The organism is Pseudonocardia sp. T1-2H, from assembly GCF_038039215.1.
Lineage (GTDB): Bacteria > Actinomycetota > Actinomycetes > Mycobacteriales > Pseudonocardiaceae > Pseudonocardia.
The window spans coordinates 1-22026 of the sequence record NZ_JBBPCL010000002.1; the positions used below are offsets into that span (position 1 = coordinate 1).

Sequence of the window (22026 nt, forward strand, 5' to 3'; positions counted from 1 at the left end):
GCGCTGGTCGAGGGCCATCAGGTAGACGGCGTCGACCACGGCGGGATCGTTGCGGACGTCGACGGCGGGGGCGGGGGCTGCTCGGTCTGGACGGCGGGGGCTGCGGCGACCGGCGCCGGCGCGGGTGCCTCGACCACGGGGGCCGGGGCCGGGGCCGGGGTCGTCGTCGGGGCGGGCGGCGGCGGAGCGTCGGTGGTCGTGGTGGCGGCCGCGGCGACGGTCGCGGCCGGGGCCGGCCGGACCGCGTCGACTGCGGTGGCGATGCCGCCGAAGACGAAGGAGCCGACGAAGACTCCGAGGGTGATCTTTGCCCAGCGCTGCATTTCAGGTGGTCCGTTCTCGTGGCGGGTGGGGACCGGCGGTCAGCTCGTCTTGGGAGGCCGTCCGGTCCGGGTGTTGCGGGCGGCGGCGTACCGCTCCGCTGGGGTGCGCAGCCAGACGCCGCGGGCGACGGCCTTCGGGAAGGCGGGGTCGGTCTCGCGGAGCTGGTGGAGTCGCTGTCGGCTGAGGGGCTTCCCGCCGGTGCCGAGGAGCTCGAGGAAGTCGTCCAGGCCGATGACGTCGGGGGTGCTGGGCCGGGCGAGGCGCCGGTCGATCTCGTCCATGGTGAGGGCGTGCAGCTCGACGACGCGGTAGCTGAGGTCCTCGTCGCCGAGGTAGGTCTCGCCGGCCCAGGCGATGGCGGCGCCGGCGAAGTGCTCGAGCGCGGAGAGGCGGTTGCCGAGCTCGGGGTCGGTGCCGGGGTCGATGGCGACGGTCCAGCTGATGCGCCGGTGGTCGGGGTCTTCGCTGGTGCCGATGAGGCGGGCCTCGTCGCGCGGGGGAAGTACCCGGCGAGGTGCTTGCCGGTCTCGTGGGCGATCGACGACTGGTCGGGGGTCTGGGCGGTGGGGAGCGGCTGGTCGAGCTGGATGCCGATGGTCAGGCTCAGGGGTGGTGTCACTGGCTCAGCGTGTCGGAAGCCTTGACTGTGGTCAAGCATTGCGGCGGCGTGTCATCGTGGGAGGAGGTCGCCGCCCCGGTCAGTCCCCGGGGCGGCGACCCCATTCAGCGCCCTAGCGGGTGGCGTTCTCGTCCGTCCAGGGCCACCAGAGGCCCCCTGCGACGGACAAAGCGAGGATCCACGCGCGCAACGTGGGCTCCTGCGACGGGAAGTCGAAGATCTCCCGCGTCGCGACGAAGCCCAGGTTGTCGGGCGACAGGAAGCTCACCGCGCCGTCCGTCAGGGTGACGGTCCAGCCCTGCTGGCGGGCGGCGGTCACGAGAGCTTCTCCCAACGGTGTCAGGGCCCTCACCTCCTCTTTCTCTCGGTGCACCCCTTAGTGGGTACCGGTAAACCGTACCATGCGGATAGCTGGGTAGCAATACTGAAAATCCTCCTGTCTGGCCACAGAGGACGGACGAGCACGCCCACAGTGGACGGACAGCCCTGCACGCAGAGGAGGAGGTGGCGGCGGCCGCGCGCATCGGGGCTCGTGCGAACTCACCTACAGGCGAACGTCGAGCGCTGGCCTGCGGCGTTGCAGCTGGTCGCCGGCCGGTGGCGGTGGGGCACTGGTGGCGGCGTTTCGGCTGGTCAGAGCGTGCCGCAGAAAATACTGAAAATTCTTCCGCTGGGTGTAGACCAGGTGTCGGGCACGGGTTACGGTTTACCGGTACCCACCAACAAGGAGGACACCATGACCGCCACCGCCACCCCCGCCCCGATCGCCCTGGACAACGGCCTGACCCTCACCCACCGGATGTACGGCCGCTTCGTCCTCACCACCGGCAAGGTCGCGATCGCCACCCTCCGCATCGTCGAGGCCGTCCCCGGCGCCCCCCGCCGCGTCGTGCTGGAGAACCGTCGCGGCCTGGCCGTCACGATCGACGGCCACTGGCAGATCCCGGCGACCGCCATCGCCGAGTTCACCGCTCGCTAGTCCTCATCCCAGCTCGTCCCCGATCCACCCCAGTTCCAGGAGGAACCATGTCCAGCACGCTCGTCACCACCCGCGCCACCGGCACCGCCTTCTACGCCGCTGACGGCAGGCTCGTGGCCACTGCGCTGTACTCCAGCGCCGGCCAGTGCTGGTACGCGACGGACGAGCGCACCGCGACCAACCTGGCCTGGGGTGTCGACCGGACGCGAGCGGAGGCGGCCGCGGCCCGGGCCGCGGAGGAGTAGCCGCGGGTCGGGTGCCGGTCTCCCGTCGGTGGGGGACCGGCACCGGCTGCGGTGTTTCGGCTGGTCAGGCCGTGGCACGAAGAAATACTGAAAAAGTTTGGTCAGGGGCTTCACCAGGTGTCGGCGGCAGGATACGGTTTACCGGTACCCACCAACAAGGAGGACACCATGACCGCCACCACCGCCACCGCCGCCCGCACCAACGTCCGCGTCGTGGTCCTCCGCGCCGCCACCGGCGAGCTGGACGCCGTGGAGTGGGTCAACGTCCGCCGCGGCACCGACGTGGTCGCGATGACCGACCTCGCCGAGGGCGACCAGGTCCTCGCCGTCACCGAGTTCTGAACCCGGCCCGCCCCAGCCCGCCCCAGCCTGCCCCAGCTTCGAGGAGCCCCCGATGACCATCGCCGCCACCGCCACCGAGCAGGACCTTGCCGCCGCCGCCACCGCCCGCTTCCGCGAGCGCGTCCTGGGCGCCGGCACCTACCAGATCGACTTCGCCGTCAAGGAGCCTCGCTGGCCCTGGCTGCGGACCTCGGACGTGGTCGAGGCCGCCAGCCCCGTCGCCGCGTACGGCCAGTTCCTGGTCCGGCACGGCGAGGCGATCAGCGCGGGCACCCTGCGCGTCCTGGCCGTCTGGGCGGTCGTCGACGGGGGCACCGAGCCCTGCTCCAGCTCGTTCGGCTTCACGGTCTGACCGGAGGTCTCCGGCCGGTGGGCGAACCTCACCGGCCGGAGCGTTTCCGCTGGTCAGGCCGTGGCGCAAAATAATACTGAAAAAGTTTGGTCAGGGGCTTCACCAGGTGTCCGCCACGGGTTACGGTTTACCGGTACCCACCAACAAGGAGGACATGAAATGACCACCGAGACCACCGCCCCCGCCGCCCTCACCGAGGCCACCGACGAGGAGCTGGTCTCGATGGTCGCCACCGCGGCCACCGACGAGGAGCTGGACGCCGTCCTCGCCGAGATCGACCGGCGCGACTCGGTGGAGTACGCCGAGATCGAGCCCACCGAGGAGGAGCAGCGCCGCGCCCTCGTCGCCGCCGAGCGCCGCAAGGGTGAGTCCCTCGACCAGACGGTGGACCGCATGTACGGGGACATCACCCGCCACCGCTACGAGCAGGCCGAGGACGCCTGCCGTGGCCACCTCCTGAACGCCGCTGGCGAGGCCGCCCACATCGACCCCTACACCCTGTTCCACGGCCCTGCCCGCAACGCCGTCCGCTACGCCTCGGAGGAGCTTGTGGACTGGTGGCGCGAGAACGGCCGCAAGACCTGGATCGAGTACAAGGCGGAGATGCTGGGTCGCCCCAGCGACCAGCGTGCGGCCGCCGAGGCCGCCGCCCGTACCGCCGACATCCTTCGCTGACCCTGACCCCGCACGAACGAACTGAGGAGCAATCAGATGACCATGCGCTTCGAGACCTTCGACGCCGACAACTCCGCCCCCCTCGTCTGCACGACGACGGAGCAGGTCGAGCTGGGCTTCGACCCCGCGGGGCTGGACGGCCGGCACGTCCTCCTGATCCCTGGGCCGAACCAGGCTGGCCTGGCGGTGCTGGGCACGGCGGAGGAGCTGCGCGCGTTCGCGCGCCGGGTGTCAGCGGCGACGGTGATGCTCTGACCAGCGGATCCGAAAAATACTGAAAAAAGTTCGCTGCAGGGCTTCACCAGTCCCTCCGAGCAGGTTACGGTTTACAGGTACCCCAACAACGGGGACCACGAAACGAGGAGAACGACATGACCGCCACCGCCCGCCCCGCCCGCACCGCCCCCACCGGCCTCTTCGGTCTCCCCCTCCGCGCCGACAACCCGCTCCTCCTCGCCGCCGAGGGCGCGCTCTTCGCCGCCCCGCCCGTCGCCGTCACCGACGTGGTCGTCCCGGCGGACGACTGGGCGCTCGCCCTGGACTTCTCCGCCGCGACCGCCGCGACCGCGCCGGCCCCGGTGGTCGAGGCCCCCGCCCTCGTGGTCGCCGACCTGCCCGTCGCGACCTACGCCGTCCACTACTTCGACACCACCGCGCAGGCCCTGGCCGCCGTGGACCGTGACGAGGTGGCCGAGGGGGACGTGCTGATCGCCGACGAGGAGTCGGTCGCTGGGGTCCTGGTCGGGAGCTGGGTCGTGGCGGTCACCGACGAGCGTGAGGACTTCGAGCTGGGCACCGTGCCCGCCGCGTTCGCCGCGGCCGCCGCGTTCGCCGCGGAGTTCATGGCCTGAGCCTGAGTGCTGAGACCGCGGCATCCACTGGGGTGCCGCGATCTCAGCGCTCAGGCTGAGTCGAGCTGGACCCTGAAGGGGGCGGAGGCGACGTCACCGGCCTTATCCGCGGTCAGCCGGTGTCACGCAATCATTAGAGCCCTTTGAGAGCCGAATGGTATTTCTCAGTGTTTTTTTTGAGGCTGACCGGTGGACTGCTGACCGGTGGGCCGCAGCGCGGCCCAGGTGCCTCCGAGGCAGACCAGGGCGACAGCCAGGGAGCCGGTGACGATCTGCACGGGGGAGGGGATCGAGGCGAAGTTCGAGGCGATGCTCGCGCCCTGGGCGAGGGCAGCGAGCACGGCGAGGCTGATCGCCTGCCGCACGGGCTGCCCGGTCACGGTTTAACGGTACCACGGGCGACAGTCGCACGTGGAGGGAGGTCAGTCCAGGAAGGACGGGGCCCAGCTGGTGCTGGCCGTGTCGAATGGCGGCCCCGAAGGAATGGGCCCGCCGCGTGCCGGCTCGCGGCAGGGGCGATCTCAGGCCCGGAAAAGTAATACTGAAAAAGTGTAGACCAGGCTCCTGGTCGGCGGTACGGTTTACAGGTACCCAAGAACGAGCCCCCCGAGGAGCCCCCGATGTTTGACCCGAACACCGACCCCGCCGCCTCCGCCGCCGCGGCCGCCGCCTACGCCGCCCAGTCCACCGAGACCTGCGACCACGGCCGCCTCCTCTGGCAGTCCTGCTCCGGCTGCGGCGTCCTCGCCTGGACCCCGCCCGCCGAGGAGCCCCCGATCCAGATCACCGAGCGGCCCACCGGTGACGGCGGCCTGCACCTGGTCGCCCTCGGCACCAGCTGGATCGCCGAGGTGGAGGCCGAGGCCGGCGGCTGGCGCTGCTACCGGCTCCTGCACGCCGGCCGACAGGTCGGCGACGGGACGTTCACCAGCCCCGCCCGCGCGGTCGAGGACGCGCGCCGCAGGCTGATCGCGTACGCCTCGCGCTGAGCCTGGCACTCTGTCGTGGAGCCCGGCGTCCACCCCCGTCGGGCTCCCCGGAGGAGCCTGAAACTAATACTGAAAAAGTATTGATCAGTGCACCGCCGCACGGTACGTTTTAGAGGTACCCGGGAGCGACCACCCCCGCTCCCACCACCTCCACGAAGGAGCACCCGATGAAGCACCTCCCCGTCCTCCCCGACGAGGACACCCGCCGGATCGGCACCGGCCCCGCGATCGCGATCTCCATGGCCTTCCTGGTCCTGGTCCTCGTGGTCGCCTCCGTCGCCACCGCCGGGCCCGACCCGCAGGAGGTGACCCGCCCCCTGCAGGGCGCGGTCGCGACCACTGCGACCAGCGCCGCGGCGACCGTGGACGCTCCCGCCGTCCCGCTGTTCCCCGTGCACGGCACGGAGCAGCCCGGCGACAAGGTGCGCCTGAAGGAGGGCGTCGCGAGCTGGAACCAGGAGACCCAGACCTGGACGTTCTGCCCGAACGGGTGGACCGACCTGGCGTGCGGGTCCTGAGGTAGGCCAGACGCCCCGCTGGGAGACCAGCGGGGCGTTCGGCGTGCAGCTGGACCCGCCGGGCCGGCTGACGTCTCGAATGGCAGCCGAGGTGGAGCTCAGCCGGCCGCTGCGGGGTCGGCTGGCGGCTCGTGGGGGAGAGGCCCCGCGGTCGGGCTGACCCGTCAGAGGCCCCGAGATCGCCAAAAATAATACTGAAAAAGTGTAGACCAGCTGGTCGGGGCTGGGTATGGTTTAGAGGTACCCGAGAGGGGGCGCCCCGCCCCCCGACAGAACGGAGCCCCCGATGAGCAACCCGACCCTGACCGCCGAGATCACCAGCGCGATCGACACCCGCCTCTTCGACCTGGCGATGGCCGCCCGCAGCGAGGAGGACCCGACCCGCCGGGCCCGGCTGGAGGCTCGCTGCGACGTGCTCGCCGCCGCCCTGGAGTACCGGAAGCAGGAGCAGGCTCCGAGCTACGAGGAGCAGTGCGCCGCTGAGTGGGCCGAGATCGACGCCGCCCGCCGCGACCGGGCCTGACGCCCAGGAGCTGGCCCCCGACCACCGGGGGCCAGCTCCGGCGGCCCCGAGATCGCCGAAATCAATACTGAAAAAGTGTAGACCAGGCGACCTAGCCACGGTATGTTTTAGAGGTACCCGAGAGGGGCGACACCCCCGCCCCCGACAGAAGGAGCACCCGATGAGCCGCACGATTGAGGACCCGATCGCCGTGATGGAGGCGCTGGCCGCCCTCGAGTTCTCCGAGCCGGAGGACCCCCACGCGGTGAGCGTGGAGTACACCCACCCGTCCTTCCGGGCCCGGGTGGTCCGCCGCCGCGCCCCGTGGGGCACCCAGCTGGACGTCCTCGTGACGGAGGAGCCGGACCGGAAGGGCTGGAAGGCGGAGCTGCTCGGCGACGCCCCGCTGGAGGCGATGGAGGCGCTCGTGCGCCTCGCCCTGGCGTAGCCCAGGCCAGGAGGCCCCGCCCACCGGCGGGGCCTTCCTGCAGCTGGTGCCCGGCCTGGTCGGTCTCGATTCTCGGCTGCCGTCGCCCAGATCGACCGCTGACGAGTCAGCGCCGGCTCGGTGGGGGAGAGGCCCCGCCGTGCGGCTCGACGCCGTCAGGGCCCTGAGAAGTCGCGAAAATTAATACTGAAAAAGTGTAGACCAGGTGGTCGGGTGTGGGTATGTTTTAGAGGTACCCAAGAGCAACACACACACCGAGGAGCCCGACATGGCCGCCACCGCCAAGACCGCCGAGACCCCCACCCGCTGGATGCTGGTCGTGAAGTCGGCCACCGACAAGAGCTGGCTGTGCGCCGACTCCGGCGCTGGCCCCAAGGACTTCGTGGAGGCCCGCGCCGCTGAGTGCGCCGCCGAGTACCCCGCCCTGATGTTCAAGGCCACCGCCTACAACCCGAACCGCGCCCTCGCCCCCTACCGCAACCGCCCCTGGGACGCCCCGGTCGCCAACGACCGTGAGGTCAACCTGGACGAGCTCAGCGACGACGAGCTGTGACCGACGGGCGCCGGCCCTCCGGGGTCGGCGCCCGACCCCCGTCCCCGCCACCACCAGCTGAGGAGCCCCCATGCTCGACCTGCCGACCCCCGCCACCCGCATCCGCGTCGTCCTCCCCCGGCGGCGAAGACCAGCACGTTCCGCCACGTGACCGGCTGGGTGGCGGACGTGGGCTGGGTCGTCGAGACCGGCGAGCACCTGGTGCGTCTCGGCGACGTCCCGAACCAGCGGCTGGGCCTCGCGGTGATCCCGTGGGAGATCGCCATCGCCGTGGAACGGCTCTGACCGCACCAGCGTGGGGGCCCGGGCGTGCTGGGCTCCCACGCTGGCGCTGGTCGCTCGGTGGCCATCTGAGGGCCGAAAATAATACTGAAAATGCGTAGACCAGACTGGATGAGCGCGGTACGCTTTGCAGGTACCCAAGAGTGAGGAGCCCGACATGACCGTTCTGGACGACCCGATCATCAGCACCCTGCGCCGCCTGCGCGACGAGCGCCACCAGGCCCGCCTGGCGGAGGTCGCCGAGACCTACCGCAGCCCCGACGCCGAGCGTCGCCGCCTCGCCACCGACGCGATGAACCCGGCGGAGCGCGCCCTGTACCGGCAGGGGTGGAACGACGCCGCGGCGGCCGCAGGGGAGTGCCACCAGCCGCTCACGTCCAGCTCGCCGCTGCCGTGGTCGACGGACTGGCTGCACGAGATGGCGCTGACGGAGGAGGGCCACCGGCAGCGGGTCATCAAGGCCGAGGAGCGCCTCGAGCGTTTCCGCGCGGCCGGCGCCGCCCGGTACGAGACCCGGCCGCAGCCGGGGACGTTCTGGGAGCACCAGGAGCTGAACCTGCGGCACCTCATCGAGGAGCTGCACCGGGCGCAGGAGGTCTGACCGGCACTGAAAAGAAATACTGAAAAAGTGTAGACCAGCGCCGCCAAGCGCGGTACGGTTTACAGGTACCAACGAGGGCGACACCCCCGCCCACCGAGCACAGGAGCACCCGATGACCAGCACCGCCACCCGCACCCCGATCCACCTGGACGTCGAGCCCGTCGACTACGGCCCCGACTTCTGGCGCACCCCGCACCTCGGCACCCAGCTCCGCACCTACAGCCGCCACCAGGGCCACCAGACCCGCTTCACCGTCCTGTTCCGCGGCCCGGACGGCGCCGGCCGCGAGGTCCAGGACGGCCCGATCACCCGGGGCGTCCGCGCCGACCTCATCGCCCAGGGCACCATGATCACCTCCACGCCGATGCCGCAGGCACCGTTCATCGACGTCCAGCTCGGCGACCTGATCGAGATCCGCGGCGAGGTCTTCCAGATCCGCGACGACAGGCCGTTCCACGACCCCCAGCTCTACCGGGTCCCCGAGGGCGGCTTCACCTACGCCCTGATGACCCCGGAGGCCGACGGCGCGCGCTCCCACCTCGCCGACGCCGACACGCTGCGCCCGATCTGCGGCCAGCACTTCGGGGCCCGCCGCTGGGCGCAGCAGGGCTGGGTCCCCGGCATCACCGCCGCCGGCTGCCCGACCTGCCACCAGATCGCCCCCGCCTCCTGACCCGACACGCCAGGCCGCCCCTGCCACGGGCGGCCTGGCGTGACCCGGCACACTGCACGAGCACCGCCCGACCACCCCCGGGCACCGCACCCCCGTTAGGAGCACCCGATGTCAGTCAGCCCTGCCCTGCCCGAGATCACCGAGCGGCACCAGCTCGACGCCCTCCCCGTAGGCACCGTCATCCGGCCCCTCAACTGCGGCCCCCTCGTCCTCAGCTTCGGCGACACCCCCCTCGACCTCGTCGCCTACCGCAGCGGCGCGAACGTCGACCCCTGGACCGTCACCGGCCGCGCCGACGGCTGCAGCTCGAGCCTGCTCTTCCGCCTCGCCACCCGCTGGACGCTCGTCACCCCGCTCCCCGGGGCGCCGGCCAACCCGCCGCCCGCGCCTGCGATCCCGCTGCCGGACGACGACGGCGACCGCGCCCTCGTCGAGTTCTGCCTCCGCCGCCTCGGCGAGCGCGCTCACACCCAGCCCGCCTACGCCGCGAACCTCATCGTCCAGCTCCTCTCCGGGGACCTCCTCCGCTCCATCGGCGGCGACCCCGGACACGACGTCGAGCTGGACCCGGCCCTCCTGATCGACGGCGACTGGCGGACGTGCGAGCTGCACGGCGGCGCGATCACCCAGGACTGCGACTGCACCTCCACCGTCGGCCTCGGTGACGTCCTCGCCGCCCAGAAGGTGCTGGAGGACCGCCTGGTCGGCCTCACCGCCGGACCCGGCGGGTACGGCTCGGCGATGGTCGGCCGTGCCCGCGGCAACGCCGTCCGCGCGATCGTCGCGGCGTACCACGGCGTCGAGAAGGGCTGAACGCGATGGGACGCCCGACCGGCCACTCCACCGTCCGGTCCCAGGGAGGCGAGTGATGCCCCGGATCCCCGCCGGTCAGAAGACGATCACCATGAACGCCAGCCGGGACGACAAGATCCTCGACGAGTGGGTCAGCCTGCGCGACTTCTACACCTTCGAGCAGTTCGCCGCCCGGATCGGCCTCACCGTGAAGGCGTGGGAGAGCCTGTACGACGAGCGCAAGGCCGCCGGCGACGGGCGCGCCACCGGCCGCGCCCCGGCCCGGGGGTCGACCGGTCTCGGTGTCCGCACCGGCACCCTCCGCCTGCCCGGGACGCACCGGTGACCGCCGCGGTGGAGGGCAAGGCCCGGCAGAGCGCCTACCGGGCCGAGCTCATCGAGAAGGTCGCCGCCCGGCCCGGGCATCGGAAGCTCCTGACGGTCCTCCTGGCCGTGCCGGATCACTCCCGGGTGCTGTGCCCCAGGACCGTCCCGCGGGCGGCCCTGGACGCCCTGCAGAGCGACCTGGACTGGATCCTCGCCGCCGACGTCCCGGACCGGCCGTTCCCCGACGCGTACGGCCGCTGGCTGGGCCGCGTGACCCGGGCCCGGGAGTCCACCGAACGCCGCGAAGCCCGGCAGGCCCGGTCATGACGGCCGTCCACGACGCCGCCGACTACCGGCGGCGGCTGCGCCACGAGGCCGAGGCCGAGGGCGGGCCTCGCCTCGTGGTGCGCCGCGACGACCTGCTGCTGCTCCTCGCCGACCTCCGCGACGCCGAGCTCACCGCCCGAGCGGCCGCGGAACCGGCGCCGAATATGCCGGCGAACATGCCGGGCCCGATTCCCGCGCCCCGCCCGCCCGCCCTGCAGGCACCAGGCGGGCGGGGGAGCGGGTCGTCGCCGCGTTCACCGCGACCAGGCCGGACGCGCGCCGGCTCGCGCGCGCCGCGTGGGAGTCCGACCCGGACCGGGTCGCCGCCCACGACGGCTTCGACCACGCCCCCGCAGCGCTCCGCGACGGCACGATCGACGCCGCGCTCCGCGCCCTGCAGTACCTCGCCGGCCACCCCGACGCCTGACCGCCCCCAGGCCCGACCAGAGAGCACCCGATGCAACGAGCCCTGCCAGGTGTGCCCGGCCTCGCCGTGCACGCCGCCGAAGCCGTCCTCACCAAGGCCGGTGACGTCGTCCTCACTGTGGCGCGGCGCCTCCTGGTGCGCGCCACCCAGCCGCCAGCTCCCAGCCCGACGGTCCTGCCGTCGGGCATCGCCGTGTGGGAGGGCGGCGTGGAGGTCCTCGGCCCGCTCCTGAAGATCCCGGGCCGAACCCTCGACGTGGAGCACCTCGAGGACGCCCGCCAGCACGTAGCCGCGGTGAACGCCGCCATCGACCACCTGGAGACCCGTCATGCCTAAGCGCCTCATCGCAGCTGCCGTGCTCGCCCTCAGCGCCGCCCTGGCCGCCCTGTTCATCGGCCCGGACGTCATCGACCAGAACCCGTGCCGGGAAGGCGACGGCCGCGCGGAGGTGCCGGCGTGACCGCCTTGGAGACGCGCTGGTACATCGCCGTAATCGGCGGCCTGCGCTTCGCTGCGAAGGTCGGGCCGGACCCGGTCGAACGGTTCCACCTCGGCCCGCTGGATCCGATGCCCCTCGACGACGGGGTGCTCGCCTACCCGGTCTCGCAGGAGATCCACGACGAGTGGACGGCGGACGCCGAGGACGACGAGCGCTCCGGGGCGGTCCCGGACACCGGCCGGGCCAAGGAGATGCCGACTGGTCAGGCGTTCCTGGACGCCTTCTACACGCCGTCCCTGCTGGGTGCCGACACCCCGGAGGAGACCCGATGACCGTGCCGCCGCGGCGGCTCCGCCGGGGTCATTCCTGCCCGCACTGCGGCCTGACGCTCGTGTACCCGATGAGCGGGACCACGCTCCTCTGTCCGACGAGTCAGCGGACCTACGAGATCGGCGCGGTCGCAGACATCGGACAGGCCCGCGTCGAGCTGCGTTGCGACCGGTGCGGCCGGTCATCGGCCGACTCGGATCGGGACATGGCGGCGCCGGTCGTGTTCTTCGTCCGCCAGGGGCTCTGCCACCCGTGCTCGCGATCCACCGCTTCGCCCGACGCCGAGCCGTCGGGGGACCTCGGGCAGGCCCGCGAGCCGGACCCGGCATGCCAGGGCTCGTGCCGGCACTGCGGTGCAGCCGAGGACCAGCTGTGCAGGCCCGGCTGCCCGTGCGACGAGGGCGCCGAGCCGGCGGGCCGAGCTGGTGCTGACCGGGGGCACCTCTTCACTCCGGACGAGATCGTCGCCGGGGTCGAGCGGGCGGTGGGGGAGCGGGAGTTCGCCGTGATCCCGGGGCTGGTGAAGCTCCTGGCGCGTCAGGATCCGGGGCGCGCGCAGGAGGTCCTGGATGCGCTGCGGGGCAGGGTGAGGGTGACGGTGACGGTGGATCTCGGGGAGGTGCTTGCCCGCGGGTGAGCGAGTGGCAGGGGCCGGGTGTGTTTCGCCTGTTCAGGGCGTGACACGCCCGGCCCCTTTTTCAGTGTTGACCAGTGTCCGGGGGACGGTACGGTTTGTAGGTACCCAAGAGCGACCACCCCCGCTCTCCCTTCCACCGAGGAGCACCCGATGAACGACACCGCCTTCTTCTTCCCGCAGGACCTGGTCACGATCCGCCCCCAGTTCCGCGGCAAGCTCCCCGCCACCGCCGTGTACCGCGTCATCGACGTCCCCGGCGGCCGCCGCACGAGCTACCTCATCGAGGACGTTGCGTCCTCCGGCCGCGTCAAGGTCCCCGGCGCCGCCTACCTCGAAGCGCACAGCGGCCCCGTTCCCGCCGCAGCGGAGCTGCTGCCGCCGCTCACGCTGGGCGCGACGGTCTTCGCCGAGGCTGGCCACAAGATCCCCGCCGAGCCGCCGTACGTGGTCCTCGGGACCAAGCCGAACGGCGACGTGAAGATCGTCCGCCTCGGCGGAGACGGCAACCGCTTCTGGACGGCGCCGCGCCGGTGCCTGAGGGAGGTCACGCCCGCCGAGGCGCTTGCCGCGCTCGCCGCGCTCTGAGCTGATCCATCCTGGCCCGCCCCGCCCGGGGCGGGCCTGCTCCCCTCTGGAGGCCCACCAATGGCGAAGAAGAACAACGGCGGCGCGGGCTGCGGCTGCCTGGTCCTCGTGGCGCTCGTGATCGGAGGCATCAGCCACGCCTGTTCCGGCCCGGCCCCGCACAGCACTCTCCCGGCCTACAGGCCGCCCGTCACCACCACCGCGGCGCCGTGGAGCCCTGCGCAGCTCGCGCCCGCGTTCCCGACGACCGAGCCGGCGGCCCCGACGACCACGGAGGTGGCCGTCTCCGACGACGCGCCGTACGTGCCCGCCCCGGACCCGTACGTGCCGGCCCCGGACCACGCGCCCGACGTCGTGCCCGGTGACACCGCCGTCTGCAACGACGGCACGGTCACTCACCCGCTGCATCACCGGGGCGCCTGCTCGCACCACCACGGGGTGGCGCGCTGGGTGTGACCGGTTTTCAGTATTGACCAGTGCTGGGTAGCGCGGTACGGTTTACCGGTACCCACCAACGAGGAGGACCACATGCCCACCACCACCAACACCCCCACCACCACCAACACCCCCCGGTGGATCCCGGCGGAGAGCCCGGCGGACGTGCCGGAGCCCTTCATGGTGTGGGACACGGTGATCGGCGCCTACGGCCTCTTCCCGGCCTTCCTGTCCCAGCAGGAAGCCCAGGACTGCTGCGACGAGCTCAACGCTCCCGCCTGATCCCCAGCGGGGGGTGCACCAGCACCCCCCGCTCCCTTCCCCCGCCGGTTTTCAGTATTGACCAGCGCCGCGCAGCAGGGTACGGTTTACAGGTATCCAAGAACGAAGGAGCCCCCCGATGACCGCCCTGCTCGCCGCCCTCACCGCCCGCCTGGCCAACCACGACGACCGCCCCGCCTACACCGAGCCCCTCGGCACCGTCGCCGACCGCGAAGCCGTCCTCGACGCCATGGCCCGCCGCCGCTCCCACCAGTGCTGCGACGACTGCAAGACCTGCCCCTGCGGGAAGCCCAGCGCGGCCGTCGACCCCACCACCGACCACGGATTCTGCGCCGACCACATCCTCGCCGCCCCCGACTTCGCCCACCTCCGTCCCGTCGCCTGAGCAGGAGCCCCCCGATGAGCCGCCCCCGCCGCCCCCGCCCCGCCGACCGCAAGATGCTGGTCCGCAGCATCCTCACCGGCGCCTGCGTCCCCATCCGAGGCGACAGCGTCACCGTCCTCGCCGCGCACCGCGTCCTCGTCCGCTGGGCCGACCAGGCCGACGTCCTCCGCGTCCTGCGCCGCTACGGCCTCGACGCCCGACCCGTCAGCGACCACGTCCTCGTCACCTGGCCCGCCTGACCCACCCACCACCAGCTCGAGAGGAACCCCGATGGACACCACGATCTGCTCCCTCGCCGCCGAGCTCCACGTCGAGCCGGCCGCCGTCGCCCGCATCGTGTTCGCCGAGCTGCTGCCCGCCCGCGGCGCGGCGCGCGTCTTCGCCGACGACCCGAACCGCGGCGGCTTCGTGGACCGCACCTACCGGGACGAGGACGGCGTCACCAGCGGCGACCACACCCTGACCGACCCCGCTACGGAGTACCTGCGTGCCGCCCTCACGGGGCGGCCCGACATCCGGATCCAGGACGAGGGCGGCTACCTGGCCGTCCTCGTCGACTGGGGGTACGGCTGGCAGCTCTCCCTCAGCACGCCCACCGGGTCGGGCGCCGCCGACCAGGAGGCCCGCGACCGCGGCGCCGTCGAGGCCGCCGAGAGCGCCGCCCGGCACGCCGCGAAGGTCCGCAGCCTCACCCTCTGACCGACCCGACCCCTCACCACCCCAAGGGAGCACCCGATGCCCAGCAAGATCCTGCCCGCCGACGCGAAGCTGCCGCCGGTGATCGACGGCCGCTACCGGCTCTACACCGCCGACGTCCTGCCGTTCGGCGCCGTCCCCGAGCACCCGGAAGGCCCGGCGCGGGTCTCCCACACCCGCTGGCTGGTCTCCTTCGACATCGTCGACGGCGGCCCCGAGACCACGCTGAACGCGCGGATCATCTCGATGCGCTCCCAGGCCGGCGGGACGGTGATCGAGCGGCACGAGCTGGACCGCACCGTCTACCCGTCCAGCGCTGCCGCCAGCCGCGCCGCCTACGAGGCCGGGCTCACCGCCTACATGGTCCACATCAGCAAGGCAGCCCGCTGGGGTCTCCCGGCCGGCATCACCGGGGAGGGCTGAGCGATGCCGTGGCTCAGCGTGGGCCTCGGCCCCGTCCGGATCGGGGGCCGGGTCCGCGCCTCCGACGCTGGGAACGCGATGAAGGGCCTCTTCCTGCTGGGGCTCTGGCCGCTCTTCCTGTGCTGGTGGACGGTCAGGTTCTCCTGGTGGGTCTGCGTCTGGGTCTGGCGGGGCCTGGCCTGGTGCGGCCGCCAGCTCGCCGCCGCGTACCGCGCCTGCCGGAGGAGGGCAGCCCGATGAAGGGCACGGTGTGGGCCGAGATGGTCCTGGCCAGCCCTGGCACGTACTCCCGGCGGGCAGTGCTCCGCGCGGTCGGGATCCGGGATCGGGAGCGGGAGCGGAAGGCCGCGGAGAAGCGGGCCCGGGAGCGCCAGCAGGACCCGGCGGGGAGACCTGTTTGACCTGGTCAGCGCGTCGGGGCTGGTCAGCGGGGCGACACGCCCGACCTGTTTCTCAGTGTTGATCAGCCCTCGGGAGGGAGGTACGGTTTAGAGGTACCCCCCGAGAGGCGCCCACCGAGGCGCCACCCCCCGAGGAGCACCCCATGACCCGCACGCTGACCCTCCACGTCCACCTCCGCACCCACGCCTACCTCCTCGCGATGGAGCTGGCCGAAACCCTGGCGACGATGACCGAAAGCGTGCTGGCACCGTTCCACCACTAGACGCGCCGACCACCCCCGGCCGCCCAACCAGAGAGAAGAGCACCCGAGTCATGACCACCACCGAGACCCGCACCGACGAACTGCTCACCGTCGACCCGATGACCCTGCTCGTCGGCACGAACGTCCGCACCGACGCCGACCTCGACGCCGAGTTCGTCGCCTCCATCAAGGACCGCGGCGTCCTCGAACCGATCACCGTCCGCCGCGACGACAACGGCGAGCTGGTCGTCCTCCGCGGCCAGCGCCGCACCCGCGCCGCCTGCAAGGCGAAGCTCCCCGCCGTCCGCGTGATCGTCGTCGCCGACCCCGACGAGATCGACCGCATCACCGACCAGGTCACCGAGAACTTCCACCGCAAGGCGATGACCACCACCGACGAGGTCGCCGCCGTCGAGCAGCTCTCCCTCCTGGGCGTGTCCGCCGCCCAGATCCAGAAGCGCCTGCACATCGGGAAGGACGCCGTCGCCACCGCGCTCCGCGTCTCGAAGTCCGACGTCGCGAAGCAGGCCGCCGCCGCCTACGAGTTCACCCTCGACCAGCTCGGCGCCCTCGACGAGTTCGCCGACGAGCCCGACACGGTGGCGAAGCTGACCGAGGCCGCCCCCACCGGGAAGTTCGACCACGTCCTGCAGGCCGCCCGGGACGACCGCGACGAGCGGCAGCAGATCGCCACCCGCGCCGCCGAGCTCCGCGAGCAGGGCATCTCCGTCGTCCTCGAACAGCCCGCCTACGCCGGCGGGGCCCGCCACCTGAACAGCCTGAAGGTCAAGGGCGACCACACCGAATGCCCCGGCCACCTGATCCACCTGCACATGGGCTTCCACTGGGACGGCGCAGAGCGCGTCAGGACCCTCTCCGAGTCCCCGTACTGCGCGGACTGGCAGGGCAACGGCCACACCGAGCTGTACTCCGGAGGCGGCTCCTCCTCCGCCCCGACGTCGGAGCTGTCCGACGAGGAGAAGGCCGAGAAGGCCGCTGAGCGGAAGCTGGTCATCGCGAACAACAAGGCGTGGGCCGCCGCCACCGAGATGCGCCGCGCATGGCTCAGGCAGGACCTGATGCAGCGGAAGAACACCCCGACCGGCGCCGAACTGTTCGTGTTCACCGAGATGCTCCACACCCCGCACCAGCTCGCCACCGCCCTCGACGGGTACGTCGGGCACCGCATGTTCCGCGACCTGATGGGCCAGGAAACCGAGCGCCACCAGGACCGGTGGAACCCCGGCGCCCAGCAGACGATGGGGACCCAGCTCGCCGCGCTCCGCGACATCGCCGAGCACCAGCTCACCACGAAGCGCGTCCTCACCCTGACCGCGTGCCTGATCCTCGCCGCCTGGGAGGACAAGGCCGAGGGACAGACCTGGCGCGGCCCGACCGCCACCGACGGCCGCATGCTCCGCCAGTACGAGAAGTGGGGCTACCCGCTGTCCACGATCGAGGAGGAGACCCTCGCCGCCTGCGACCGCGACGCCGCCGCCGCGGTGGAGTCGCTGCAGAAGCTCGCCGACTACGAGCAGGACCAGCGGGACTCCGCCAACGAAGCCCGCCCCGCCTCGGTCGTCACCGAGGAGAACGCCGACGGCGAGATGGAGGAGGTGGAGTACCCGAACGGCCACGACGACGACGAGCCGGCCGCGTACGAGGGCCTCGACGGGTTCACCCCCGAGCCCGAGCCGGAGGCCGTGACCGCAGCGGAGGAGCCCGCGCCCGCCCCCCTCGAGGAGCAGAGCGACCAGCCCGACGAGGTGGGCGCCATCGTGATCGGTGGCGTCCTCGTGGCCCGCGTGGAGCACCACGACCTCACCGCGGACGGCGACCCCATGGACGACATCGCCTGACCCGGTGGTCGCTCTCCGTCCCGCCCAGCGCGCTCTGGGCGGGAGCGGTGGGCGCCCACCGGCACCCCCTCCACCCTCGCTCACCCCCGAGGAGCACCCGATGTCCCGTACCGCTGTCCTGTCCCCGTCCGCCCGGTCCGCGCTGCAGTCCGCGATCGCCGACGACACCACCGTCCGCCTGACCACCCAGCTCGACCGGAAGACCTACACCGAGGTCAACAAGGTCCTGGCCGCGATCGGTGGGGGAGGGACCTGGAAGCGCGGCAAGGCCGTCCACGAGTTCCCCCGCGACCCGCGCGCCGAGCTCGCCGCCCTCCTGGGCGCCGGCGAGGTCGTGATCCCGAAGTCCGCGAAGCAGGCCCTCGGCTGGTTCCGCACCCCCGACGAGATCGCCCAGCGCGCCGTGACGCGCCTCGGGTACCTCCCGCCCCGGGCCTCCGTGCTGGAGCCGTCAGCGGGAGATGGGCAGCTCGTGCGTGCCCTCCGGGAGCGGCACCCCGCGGTGTGGATCGACGCCGTCGAGACGGAGGAGACGCGCGCCTCCCAGCTCACCGCAGCCGGGGCGTCCGAGTCGTACTGCTGCCGGTTCGAGGAGTACGCCGCGGTCACCGACCCCGGCTTCTACGACGCCGCCCTGCTGAACCCGCCGTTCTCCGCCGACGGGCACCCCACGCTGTGGGTGGAGCACCTCGAACTGGCCTGGACGCTGGTGAGGCCGGGCGGCCGCATCGTCGCGATCGTCCCCGCCGCCCTCGGCTACCGGACCACGAAGGCGATCCGGGAGCTGCGGGACCGGGTCACCGCGAACGGCGACTGGACCGCGCTCCCCGAAGACGCGTTCCTCGAGTCCGGGACGCGGGTGTCCACGCTCCTCGTCGCCACCACCAAGCCGTCCTGATGGCCACCCCGCGGGAACCCGAAACGGATCGAGAGCAACCTGTAACGCAACCCGCACGTCCTACCGATCAGATCGTGAAGCACCGCAAGGCAGAATGACCTTCCCGGGACCCCTGCACACCCCACCCGCTCCGGCGGGGCAGGACGACCGGGAAGACCCGACCGGCAGTACCGGAACGGAGCACCCGATGACCGCGATGACCGCTGTCCCCGACCACGTCGACGACGACGAGGCCACCACCCCACAGACCAAAGAGGAAGCCCAGCTCCTCGCACGGTTCGCCGCCGGATACCTCGGCGAGCACTGGGTCACCGGCGAGCAGGAGCAGGCGCGCCGTGACGCCCGCGCCCGCGGCCGCGCCCAGCGCAAGGCCCGTCGCGCCGCGCGGCGCACCCGGTGACCGCGACCATCCACGCGCGCGCCGTCCCGTCGATCGACACGTTCCTCGACGCCCTCGACGCCCTCGACGACGCGCGCTCAGCCGCTGACGCCGCCAACCAGGCCGTAGCCCGCGTGGCCTGCACCCGGGAGTGGGCCGCCTACTACCGCGACCAGGTCATCCGCATGGTCTCCCCGAACGGCCGCGTGGACACCGACCGGGCGTGGATGGTGGCGATCCTGGACCGCCTCATCGCGGCGGCCGACGGCGTCACCGACCCCCGGAAGCTGCAGCTCTCCGGGCTGATCGCGCTGCAGCCGCCCGCCCCGGACCCGGACGTCGCCCCGCTACCGGAGCCCGACCAGTACCAGCTGGCCGTGTAGCCCGCGCCGGCCCCGGGGGACCGCGACCTCCCCGGGGTCGGCGCGCACCAACCTTTTCCCCGCTCCCCACGGGGCCGACCCGCGACGGCGGGTCGGCCCCCCTGCGTTCCCCTGGGAGACCCCGTGCGTGCTTTGAGCGCCGTCCTGTCCGTCCTCGTCCTCGTCCCCGCGGCCGCCGGGCAGGCGTCGTGAACCCCGGCTACAGCAAGCCCCAGCCGGCGCCCGGCGTCAGCCTCCTCGGCGCGCTCGCCCTCGTCGTGGTCTGCGCTGGCGGAGCCGCCACCGTGTGGTGGCTGAACTGGCAGTACCTCGCCGTCAGCCTGTTCACCGCGGCCGCCGTCGCCGCCGTCAACGGCTACCTCACCCGCCGCAGGACCGCCCAGTGATGGGGCAGGAGTGCCGCCGCGGCAAGGACTGCGCCGAGCGCACCCCCGTGTACAGCTCGACGGGGGAGCGGACCAGCTGGACACCGGCGCTCACCTTCGCGCCGCTGTGCGGGGGCTGCCGCCGCACCCTGGCCTGCTCCCTCGCGGAACTGCCCGCCGCCGTCGAGGCCGTGTCGCTCGAGCAGATCCCGACGCTGGAGATCGTGTACCGCACCGACGACTGCAACGGCGGCGGGAACATCCACCCGCCCATCCCGATCAACACCCACTTCGACGCCGTGACCAGGCTCATCGACCACGAGCTGTCCGCGTGGGCCGAGTTCGTCGCCGAGTACATCCGGCTCCCCTGGTCGTCGAAGTGGGCGGAGATGTCCCGGCCGGGCGACCGCATCAGCAAGGCGTGCACGCTCCTCGCGCGGCACCTCGACGACTTCCTCGCGATCGGGGACCGCGAGTACCGGGCCCGCAGCCTCGGGGAGAACCCGTGGACCGGGCACGACCCGCGCACCACCCGACGCGACGCCTCCGACTGGTGGTGCGTCCTGGACGGCCCGGCCGCCGGTATCCGCCTCATCGACCTGCACCGGGCGTGCAAGGAGATCACCGGCGCGATCGCCACGACCCGGCTGACGACGCTGTGCCGGCACTGCAAGCGCCGCACCCTGAACCGCGACTACACCCGCAACCTCATCACCTGCAGTAACTGCAACGACTCCATGTCCGACCGGGCCTACGAGCAGCACGAGCGCGACCTCGTCGATGGCCTCATCGCGTCGTGCTGAAGTCCCGCCGGTCACCGGAGCGGGCCCCGTGGCCGTGGGGGAACGACACCCGCGCGGACCGGCTCGCCGTGTACGCCCGCATGTGCTGGGACTCCCTGGCGAAGCTCGACCCGGTGGAGGCCGACCGGATCCGCCGCTTCGCCGCGCACTTCGGGGACGAACACCTGATCAACCCTCCACCCGACACCGCAGCGCCCGGGCAGCCGATGACCCGGCAGCAGGTCGCCGAGCTCGCGAACGTCGAGCCGGCCGCGGTCACGATGTGGGCGTCCCGAGGTATCCGCCGCGGCGGGCAGCGGTACCGGCTGGTGCCGCGCCGCCCCGGCGAGTACGACCCGGACGACGTGACCGCGTTCCTGCAGGTCCGAGACGGCGCTGTCCAGCCCGCAGAGGCGATGACATGACCAGCGTTATCCCGCGCACCCAGTACGGCCGCTGCCCCGTCTGCGGCGAGCTCAAACGCCTCCACGACGACGGCCGCGTGTGGGTGCACAACCGGTACGGCGTGCTCCGCACGAGCGTCCTGATCACGACCCGCTGTCCGGGCTCCGAGACCCCGGCAGCGCCTACGGAAGGAACCCCCCGATGAGCCAGCGCGTGAAGGAGATCGTCGACGGCTACCTGCGCCGCTACCCCGGGGCGCGCCAGGCGAACCACGAGGACGCCGAGTTCGCGATGACGACGAAACTCCTGTTCCGGATCCTGTCGATGGTCGACATCGCGATGGACGACGAAGGGGTGCCGGCCGAGACGCGGGACCGGGTGCTGCGCATGGCCATGTACGGGTCGGTGGAGGACCCGGTGGCGGCGGACCGGCGGCGCGCGCTCCGGGAGGAACGGGTCCAGCTCCTCGCCACGACGACCCGCCCGGTGATGTTCCATCGGGGGGCGCCCGACGCGGGCAGTTGACAGAGCGTCACGGTTTCCCGTTTACTCGGACGCCAGCCACACGTGTCCCTACGGCCCGCCAGGGCGCCCCGCACGAGCGGGAGCCGCCCGGCGGGCCGTAGTGCATTCCAGCCCCTCCCCGCACGACTCAGGGAGGCCGCTGTGGACGAGCACGACCCCGTCGTCCTGACCTGCCACCTGTGCATCACCCCCGACGACGGCCTGATCCTCACCACCGTCGGCCGGCACTGGTACGCGGCGATCGACCACGCCATCGACCACCACCTCGCCGTCCTGGTCGAGGTCGAGGCCGAGATCGCCCGCTCGTTCACCCTGAACCGCTCGGGCCGGGCTCGCCGCCTGCGACCGGGCCGCCTACCTCGGAGGAAACCCTGAGTGCCGCCGCTGTTCTACGTCGCCGCCCTGGGCAGTGGGCTCGCCGTCTCCTGGGCCGAGGACGCAACGATGTCGGTGCTGTGGCTGCTCCTGATCGCCCTGGTGAGGTGGCTCCTGCGGCGCCGTCTCGCCCCCTAGCGGCCGAGCCCGGCGACATCGTGTGCCGGGTGACGCCGTCCGGGGTGGAGGTCCTCGAAGCCCCCGAGATGGCGCGCTGCTCGGTGGAGCTGCTGTTCGACCTCGAGCGGGACCCGGACAACCGGCAGCTGCTGCGCATCGCGCCGGGCGTCCGGTACCGGCTCTCCGGCCTGGACCCGGCGAACGCCCACCTGGTGCTGCTGCATCGGGTGCCATGAACGCCAGTCGGGACGCGC

At 72.3% G+C, this 22026-nt stretch carries 48 protein-coding genes; 44 read left to right on the plus strand and 4 right to left on the minus strand.

All coding sequences use genetic code 11. The features are described 5' to 3' along the window. Window positions 1-17: 17 nt before the first annotated feature. Both WBK50_RS32730 and WBK50_RS32735 read right to left on the minus strand, forming a co-directional pair. The gene (locus tag WBK50_RS32730) at window positions 18-323 is read right to left on the minus strand and encodes a hypothetical protein (RefSeq protein ID WP_341339609.1); all 306 of its coding nucleotides are present in this window, start codon (window positions 321-323) and stop codon (window positions 18-20) included. 39 nt (window positions 324-362) lie between these two features. Further along, the gene (locus WBK50_RS32735) at window positions 363-605 is read right to left on the minus strand and encodes a hypothetical protein (protein ID WP_341339610.1); all 243 of its coding nucleotides are present in this window, start codon (window positions 603-605) and stop codon (window positions 363-365) included. Window positions 606-614: 9 nt separating this feature from the next. Between WBK50_RS32735 and WBK50_RS32740 the strand changes: the two genes are divergently transcribed. Beyond that, entirely contained in the window at window positions 615-968 is a 354-nt protein-coding gene (locus tag WBK50_RS32740) for a hypothetical protein (protein WP_341339611.1), read from the plus strand. Window positions 969-1055: 87 nt separating this feature from the next. Here the strand turns inward: WBK50_RS32740 and WBK50_RS32745 are convergent, their stop codons facing one another. Then, window positions 1056-1262 (minus strand): hypothetical protein, encoded by a 207-nt coding sequence (locus tag WBK50_RS32745; protein ID WP_341339612.1) that lies wholly within the window; start codon window positions 1260-1262, stop codon window positions 1056-1058. Window positions 1263-1679: 417 nt separating this feature from the next. On the opposite strand from WBK50_RS32745, the gene WBK50_RS32750 reads away from it, so the two are divergent. The 7 genes from WBK50_RS32750 to WBK50_RS32780 all read left to right on the plus strand — a co-directional run bounded on the left by WBK50_RS32750 (window position 1680) and on the right by WBK50_RS32780 (window position 4387). Then, the gene (locus WBK50_RS32750) at window positions 1680-1922 is read left to right on the plus strand and encodes a hypothetical protein (protein ID WP_341339613.1); all 243 of its coding nucleotides are present in this window, start codon (window positions 1680-1682) and stop codon (window positions 1920-1922) included. A gap of 47 nt (window positions 1923-1969) precedes the next feature. Beyond that, window positions 1970-2167, plus strand: coding sequence for a hypothetical protein (locus tag WBK50_RS32755; protein WP_341339614.1), 198 nt, complete (start codon window positions 1970-1972; stop codon window positions 2165-2167). A gap of 168 nt (window positions 2168-2335) precedes the next feature. Then, a complete protein-coding gene (locus WBK50_RS32760) occupies window positions 2336-2509 on the plus strand; it encodes a hypothetical protein (RefSeq protein ID WP_341339615.1) in 174 nt (57 codons plus the stop codon). Between the two features lie 52 nt (window positions 2510-2561). Further along, window positions 2562-2861 carry a hypothetical protein gene (locus tag WBK50_RS32765; RefSeq protein ID WP_341339616.1) on the plus strand — a complete coding sequence of 100 codons (300 nt, stop codon included), beginning with the start codon at window positions 2562-2564 and terminating at the stop codon, window positions 2859-2861. Between the two features lie 159 nt (window positions 2862-3020). Further along, the gene (locus WBK50_RS32770) at window positions 3021-3536 is read left to right on the plus strand and encodes a hypothetical protein (RefSeq protein ID WP_341339617.1); all 516 of its coding nucleotides are present in this window, start codon (window positions 3021-3023) and stop codon (window positions 3534-3536) included. 36 nt (window positions 3537-3572) lie between these two features. Continuing rightward, window positions 3573-3791, plus strand: a complete 219-nt coding sequence (locus tag WBK50_RS32775) for a hypothetical protein (RefSeq protein ID WP_341339618.1) — start codon at window positions 3573-3575, stop codon at window positions 3789-3791. 116 nt (window positions 3792-3907) lie between these two features. Next, window positions 3908-4387, plus strand: a complete 480-nt coding sequence (locus WBK50_RS32780; protein ID WP_341339619.1) for a hypothetical protein — start codon at window positions 3908-3910, stop codon at window positions 4385-4387. 164 nt (window positions 4388-4551) lie between these two features. Here the strand turns inward: WBK50_RS32780 and WBK50_RS32785 are convergent, their stop codons facing one another. Then, entirely contained in the window at window positions 4552-4767 is a 216-nt protein-coding gene (locus WBK50_RS32785) for a hypothetical protein (protein WP_341339620.1), read from the minus strand. Window positions 4768-5007: 240 nt separating this feature from the next. Between WBK50_RS32785 and WBK50_RS32790 the strand changes: the two genes are divergently transcribed. The 36 genes from WBK50_RS32790 (at window position 5008) to WBK50_RS32965 (ending at window position 22008) form a co-directional block, all read left to right on the plus strand. Further along, entirely contained in the window at window positions 5008-5376 is a 369-nt protein-coding gene (locus WBK50_RS32790) for a hypothetical protein (protein ID WP_341339621.1), read from the plus strand. Window positions 5377-5543: 167 nt separating this feature from the next. Beyond that, window positions 5544-5894, plus strand: coding sequence for a hypothetical protein (locus WBK50_RS32795; protein ID WP_341339622.1), 351 nt, complete (start codon window positions 5544-5546; stop codon window positions 5892-5894). 286 nt (window positions 5895-6180) lie between these two features. Next, entirely contained in the window at window positions 6181-6417 is a 237-nt protein-coding gene (locus WBK50_RS32800; RefSeq protein WP_341339623.1) for a hypothetical protein, read from the plus strand. Between the two features lie 160 nt (window positions 6418-6577). Then, entirely contained in the window at window positions 6578-6844 is a 267-nt protein-coding gene (locus WBK50_RS32805; RefSeq protein ID WP_341339624.1) for a hypothetical protein, read from the plus strand. 268 nt (window positions 6845-7112) lie between these two features. Then, window positions 7113-7397: a hypothetical protein gene (locus WBK50_RS32810; protein WP_341339625.1), complete on the plus strand. Its 285-nt coding sequence runs from the start codon at window positions 7113-7115 to the stop codon at window positions 7395-7397. Between the two features lie 147 nt (window positions 7398-7544). Next, the gene (locus WBK50_RS32815) at window positions 7545-7682 is read left to right on the plus strand and encodes a hypothetical protein (protein WP_341339626.1); all 138 of its coding nucleotides are present in this window, start codon (window positions 7545-7547) and stop codon (window positions 7680-7682) included. Between the two features lie 154 nt (window positions 7683-7836). Then, a complete protein-coding gene (locus WBK50_RS32820; protein ID WP_341339627.1) occupies window positions 7837-8280 on the plus strand; it encodes a hypothetical protein in 444 nt (147 codons plus the stop codon). Window positions 8281-8392: 112 nt separating this feature from the next. Next, window positions 8393-8953: a hypothetical protein gene (locus WBK50_RS32825; protein WP_341339628.1), complete on the plus strand. Its 561-nt coding sequence runs from the start codon at window positions 8393-8395 to the stop codon at window positions 8951-8953. A gap of 108 nt (window positions 8954-9061) precedes the next feature. After that, window positions 9062-9766 carry a hypothetical protein gene (locus WBK50_RS32830; RefSeq protein ID WP_341339629.1) on the plus strand — a complete coding sequence of 235 codons (705 nt, stop codon included), beginning with the start codon at window positions 9062-9064 and terminating at the stop codon, window positions 9764-9766. 55 nt (window positions 9767-9821) lie between these two features. Further along, window positions 9822-10091: a hypothetical protein gene (locus WBK50_RS32835; protein ID WP_341339630.1), complete on the plus strand. Its 270-nt coding sequence runs from the start codon at window positions 9822-9824 to the stop codon at window positions 10089-10091. Next, on the plus strand, window positions 10088-10399 hold the full coding sequence (locus WBK50_RS32840; RefSeq protein WP_341339631.1) for a hypothetical protein: 312 nt from the start codon (window positions 10088-10090) through the stop codon (window positions 10397-10399). Before WBK50_RS32835 ends, WBK50_RS32840 begins: the two co-directional genes overlap by 4 nt. A gap of 478 nt (window positions 10400-10877) precedes the next feature. Continuing rightward, window positions 10878-11162 (plus strand): hypothetical protein, encoded by a 285-nt coding sequence (locus WBK50_RS32845; RefSeq protein WP_341339632.1) that lies wholly within the window; start codon window positions 10878-10880, stop codon window positions 11160-11162. Further along, complete coding sequence (locus WBK50_RS32850) at window positions 11155-11286, plus strand: hypothetical protein (protein ID WP_341339633.1); 132 nt, start codon at window positions 11155-11157, stop codon at window positions 11284-11286. The genes WBK50_RS32845 and WBK50_RS32850 overlap by 8 nt, the downstream gene beginning before the upstream one ends. Further along, window positions 11283-11597 (plus strand): hypothetical protein, encoded by a 315-nt coding sequence (locus tag WBK50_RS32855; RefSeq protein ID WP_341339634.1) that lies wholly within the window; start codon window positions 11283-11285, stop codon window positions 11595-11597. The genes WBK50_RS32850 and WBK50_RS32855 overlap by 4 nt, the downstream gene beginning before the upstream one ends. Continuing rightward, window positions 11594-12232, plus strand: a complete 639-nt coding sequence (locus tag WBK50_RS32860; RefSeq protein WP_341339635.1) for a hypothetical protein — start codon at window positions 11594-11596, stop codon at window positions 12230-12232. The genes WBK50_RS32855 and WBK50_RS32860 overlap by 4 nt, the downstream gene beginning before the upstream one ends. Before the next feature lie 150 nt (window positions 12233-12382). Then, window positions 12383-12817 (plus strand): hypothetical protein, encoded by a 435-nt coding sequence (locus tag WBK50_RS32865; RefSeq protein ID WP_341339636.1) that lies wholly within the window; start codon window positions 12383-12385, stop codon window positions 12815-12817. A 60-nt stretch (window positions 12818-12877) separates the two neighbouring features. Continuing rightward, entirely contained in the window at window positions 12878-13273 is a 396-nt protein-coding gene (locus WBK50_RS32870) for a DUF3761 domain-containing protein (RefSeq protein WP_341339637.1), read from the plus strand. A gap of 72 nt (window positions 13274-13345) precedes the next feature. Continuing rightward, window positions 13346-13534, plus strand: a complete 189-nt coding sequence (locus WBK50_RS32875) for a hypothetical protein (RefSeq protein ID WP_341339638.1) — start codon at window positions 13346-13348, stop codon at window positions 13532-13534. Window positions 13535-13652: 118 nt separating this feature from the next. Continuing rightward, window positions 13653-13919: a hypothetical protein gene (locus WBK50_RS32880; protein ID WP_341339639.1), complete on the plus strand. Its 267-nt coding sequence runs from the start codon at window positions 13653-13655 to the stop codon at window positions 13917-13919. 14 nt (window positions 13920-13933) lie between these two features. Further along, entirely contained in the window at window positions 13934-14158 is a 225-nt protein-coding gene (locus WBK50_RS32885; RefSeq protein WP_341339640.1) for a hypothetical protein, read from the plus strand. Window positions 14159-14189: 31 nt separating this feature from the next. Next, a complete protein-coding gene (locus WBK50_RS32890) occupies window positions 14190-14618 on the plus strand; it encodes a hypothetical protein (RefSeq protein ID WP_341339641.1) in 429 nt (142 codons plus the stop codon). Between the two features lie 36 nt (window positions 14619-14654). After that, entirely contained in the window at window positions 14655-15038 is a 384-nt protein-coding gene (locus tag WBK50_RS32895) for a hypothetical protein (RefSeq protein WP_341339642.1), read from the plus strand. 3 nt (window positions 15039-15041) lie between these two features. After that, window positions 15042-15278, plus strand: coding sequence for a hypothetical protein (locus WBK50_RS32900; RefSeq protein WP_341339643.1), 237 nt, complete (start codon window positions 15042-15044; stop codon window positions 15276-15278). Further along, complete coding sequence (locus tag WBK50_RS32905) at window positions 15275-15439, plus strand: hypothetical protein (RefSeq protein WP_341339644.1); 165 nt, start codon at window positions 15275-15277, stop codon at window positions 15437-15439. Before WBK50_RS32900 ends, WBK50_RS32905 begins: the two co-directional genes overlap by 4 nt. A gap of 313 nt (window positions 15440-15752) precedes the next feature. Next, entirely contained in the window at window positions 15753-17540 is a 1788-nt protein-coding gene (locus WBK50_RS32910; RefSeq protein ID WP_341339645.1) for a ParB/RepB/Spo0J family partition protein, read from the plus strand. Between the two features lie 100 nt (window positions 17541-17640). Beyond that, window positions 17641-18438: a class I SAM-dependent methyltransferase gene (locus WBK50_RS32915; RefSeq protein WP_341339646.1), complete on the plus strand. Its 798-nt coding sequence runs from the start codon at window positions 17641-17643 to the stop codon at window positions 18436-18438. A 187-nt stretch (window positions 18439-18625) separates the two neighbouring features. Further along, the gene (locus WBK50_RS32920) at window positions 18626-18838 is read left to right on the plus strand and encodes a hypothetical protein (RefSeq protein ID WP_341339647.1); all 213 of its coding nucleotides are present in this window, start codon (window positions 18626-18628) and stop codon (window positions 18836-18838) included. Next, window positions 18835-19200: a hypothetical protein gene (locus WBK50_RS32925; protein WP_341339648.1), complete on the plus strand. Its 366-nt coding sequence runs from the start codon at window positions 18835-18837 to the stop codon at window positions 19198-19200. The genes WBK50_RS32920 and WBK50_RS32925 overlap by 4 nt, the downstream gene beginning before the upstream one ends. 188 nt (window positions 19201-19388) lie before the next feature. Next, window positions 19389-19586: a hypothetical protein gene (locus WBK50_RS32930; protein ID WP_341339649.1), complete on the plus strand. Its 198-nt coding sequence runs from the start codon at window positions 19389-19391 to the stop codon at window positions 19584-19586. Continuing rightward, window positions 19586-20368: a hypothetical protein gene (locus WBK50_RS32935; RefSeq protein WP_341339650.1), complete on the plus strand. Its 783-nt coding sequence runs from the start codon at window positions 19586-19588 to the stop codon at window positions 20366-20368. Before WBK50_RS32930 ends, WBK50_RS32935 begins: the two co-directional genes overlap by 1 nt. Next, on the plus strand, window positions 20362-20772 hold the full coding sequence (locus WBK50_RS32940) for a hypothetical protein (RefSeq protein WP_341339651.1): 411 nt from the start codon (window positions 20362-20364) through the stop codon (window positions 20770-20772). The genes WBK50_RS32935 and WBK50_RS32940 overlap by 7 nt, the downstream gene beginning before the upstream one ends. After that, the gene (locus tag WBK50_RS32945) at window positions 20769-20957 is read left to right on the plus strand and encodes a hypothetical protein (RefSeq protein WP_341339652.1); all 189 of its coding nucleotides are present in this window, start codon (window positions 20769-20771) and stop codon (window positions 20955-20957) included. Before WBK50_RS32940 ends, WBK50_RS32945 begins: the two co-directional genes overlap by 4 nt. Continuing rightward, complete coding sequence (locus WBK50_RS32950) at window positions 20954-21277, plus strand: hypothetical protein (RefSeq protein ID WP_341339653.1); 324 nt, start codon at window positions 20954-20956, stop codon at window positions 21275-21277. The genes WBK50_RS32945 and WBK50_RS32950 overlap by 4 nt, the downstream gene beginning before the upstream one ends. 141 nt (window positions 21278-21418) lie before the next feature. Further along, window positions 21419-21652 carry a hypothetical protein gene (locus WBK50_RS32955; RefSeq protein ID WP_341339654.1) on the plus strand — a complete coding sequence of 78 codons (234 nt, stop codon included), beginning with the start codon at window positions 21419-21421 and terminating at the stop codon, window positions 21650-21652. Then, window positions 21653-21790: a hypothetical protein gene (locus tag WBK50_RS32960; protein WP_341339655.1), complete on the plus strand. Its 138-nt coding sequence runs from the start codon at window positions 21653-21655 to the stop codon at window positions 21788-21790. It abuts the gene before it with no gap. Window positions 21791-21819: 29 nt separating this feature from the next. Next, window positions 21820-22008: a hypothetical protein gene (locus WBK50_RS32965; protein ID WP_341339656.1), complete on the plus strand. Its 189-nt coding sequence runs from the start codon at window positions 21820-21822 to the stop codon at window positions 22006-22008. Window positions 22009-22026: the final 18 nt, after the last annotated feature.

Bases quoted from the DNA above. Each gene is read 5' to 3' on its own strand.
- WBK50_RS32750 (WP_341339613.1), top strand. From the start codon at position 1,680: ATGACCGCCACCGCCACCCCCGCCCCGATCGCCCTGGACAACGGCCTG.
- WBK50_RS32950 (WP_341339653.1), top strand. From the start codon at position 20,954: ATGAGCCAGCGCGTGAAGGAGATCGTCGACGGCTACCTGCGCCGCTAC.
- WBK50_RS32895 (WP_341339642.1), top strand. From the start codon at position 14,655: ATGCCCAGCAAGATCCTGCCCGCCGACGCGAAGCTGCCGCCGGTGATC.
- WBK50_RS32780 (WP_341339619.1), top strand. From the start codon at position 3,908: ATGACCGCCACCGCCCGCCCCGCCCGCACCGCCCCCACCGGCCTCTTC.
- WBK50_RS32865 (WP_341339636.1), top strand. From the start codon at position 12,383: ATGAACGACACCGCCTTCTTCTTCCCGCAGGACCTGGTCACGATCCGC.
- WBK50_RS32810 (WP_341339625.1), top strand. From the start codon at position 7,113: ATGGCCGCCACCGCCAAGACCGCCGAGACCCCCACCCGCTGGATGCTG.
- WBK50_RS32910 (WP_341339645.1), top strand. From the start codon at position 15,753: ATGACCACCACCGAGACCCGCACCGACGAACTGCTCACCGTCGACCCG.
- WBK50_RS32870 (WP_341339637.1), top strand. From the start codon at position 12,878: ATGGCGAAGAAGAACAACGGCGGCGCGGGCTGCGGCTGCCTGGTCCTC.
- WBK50_RS32775 (WP_341339618.1), top strand. From the start codon at position 3,573: ATGACCATGCGCTTCGAGACCTTCGACGCCGACAACTCCGCCCCCCTC.
- WBK50_RS32945 (WP_341339652.1), top strand. From the start codon at position 20,769: ATGACCAGCGTTATCCCGCGCACCCAGTACGGCCGCTGCCCCGTCTGC.
- WBK50_RS32890 (WP_341339641.1), top strand. From the start codon at position 14,190: ATGGACACCACGATCTGCTCCCTCGCCGCCGAGCTCCACGTCGAGCCG.
- WBK50_RS32920 (WP_341339647.1), top strand. From the start codon at position 18,626: ATGACCGCGATGACCGCTGTCCCCGACCACGTCGACGACGACGAGGCC.
- WBK50_RS32860 (WP_341339635.1), top strand. From the start codon at position 11,594: ATGACCGTGCCGCCGCGGCGGCTCCGCCGGGGTCATTCCTGCCCGCAC.
- WBK50_RS32880 (WP_341339639.1), top strand. From the start codon at position 13,653: ATGACCGCCCTGCTCGCCGCCCTCACCGCCCGCCTGGCCAACCACGAC.
- WBK50_RS32825 (WP_341339628.1), top strand. From the start codon at position 8,393: ATGACCAGCACCGCCACCCGCACCCCGATCCACCTGGACGTCGAGCCC.
- WBK50_RS32820 (WP_341339627.1), top strand. From the start codon at position 7,837: ATGACCGTTCTGGACGACCCGATCATCAGCACCCTGCGCCGCCTGCGC.
- WBK50_RS32770 (WP_341339617.1), top strand. From the start codon at position 3,021: ATGACCACCGAGACCACCGCCCCCGCCGCCCTCACCGAGGCCACCGAC.
- WBK50_RS32760 (WP_341339615.1), top strand. From the start codon at position 2,336: ATGACCGCCACCACCGCCACCGCCGCCCGCACCAACGTCCGCGTCGTG.
- WBK50_RS32800 (WP_341339623.1), top strand. From the start codon at position 6,181: ATGAGCAACCCGACCCTGACCGCCGAGATCACCAGCGCGATCGACACC.
- WBK50_RS32735 (WP_341339610.1), bottom strand. From the start codon at position 605: ATGGACGAGATCGACCGGCGCCTCGCCCGGCCCAGCACCCCCGACGTC.
- WBK50_RS32835 (WP_341339630.1), top strand. From the start codon at position 9,822: ATGCCCCGGATCCCCGCCGGTCAGAAGACGATCACCATGAACGCCAGC.
- WBK50_RS32850 (WP_341339633.1), top strand. From the start codon at position 11,155: ATGCCTAAGCGCCTCATCGCAGCTGCCGTGCTCGCCCTCAGCGCCGCC.
- WBK50_RS32765 (WP_341339616.1), top strand. From the start codon at position 2,562: ATGACCATCGCCGCCACCGCCACCGAGCAGGACCTTGCCGCCGCCGCC.
- WBK50_RS32900 (WP_341339643.1), top strand. From the start codon at position 15,042: ATGCCGTGGCTCAGCGTGGGCCTCGGCCCCGTCCGGATCGGGGGCCGG.
- WBK50_RS32805 (WP_341339624.1), top strand. From the start codon at position 6,578: ATGAGCCGCACGATTGAGGACCCGATCGCCGTGATGGAGGCGCTGGCC.
- WBK50_RS32915 (WP_341339646.1), top strand. From the start codon at position 17,641: ATGTCCCGTACCGCTGTCCTGTCCCCGTCCGCCCGGTCCGCGCTGCAG.
- WBK50_RS32795 (WP_341339622.1), top strand. From the start codon at position 5,544: ATGAAGCACCTCCCCGTCCTCCCCGACGAGGACACCCGCCGGATCGGC.
- WBK50_RS32875 (WP_341339638.1), top strand. From the start codon at position 13,346: ATGCCCACCACCACCAACACCCCCACCACCACCAACACCCCCCGGTGG.
- WBK50_RS32905 (WP_341339644.1), top strand. From the start codon at position 15,275: ATGAAGGGCACGGTGTGGGCCGAGATGGTCCTGGCCAGCCCTGGCACG.
- WBK50_RS32830 (WP_341339629.1), top strand. From the start codon at position 9,062: ATGTCAGTCAGCCCTGCCCTGCCCGAGATCACCGAGCGGCACCAGCTC.
- WBK50_RS32885 (WP_341339640.1), top strand. From the start codon at position 13,934: ATGAGCCGCCCCCGCCGCCCCCGCCCCGCCGACCGCAAGATGCTGGTC.
- WBK50_RS32935 (WP_341339650.1), top strand. From the start codon at position 19,586: ATGGGGCAGGAGTGCCGCCGCGGCAAGGACTGCGCCGAGCGCACCCCC.
- WBK50_RS32730 (WP_341339609.1), bottom strand. From the start codon at position 323: ATGCAGCGCTGGGCAAAGATCACCCTCGGAGTCTTCGTCGGCTCCTTC.
- WBK50_RS32790 (WP_341339621.1), top strand. From the start codon at position 5,008: ATGTTTGACCCGAACACCGACCCCGCCGCCTCCGCCGCCGCGGCCGCC.
- WBK50_RS32755 (WP_341339614.1), top strand. From the start codon at position 1,970: ATGTCCAGCACGCTCGTCACCACCCGCGCCACCGGCACCGCCTTCTAC.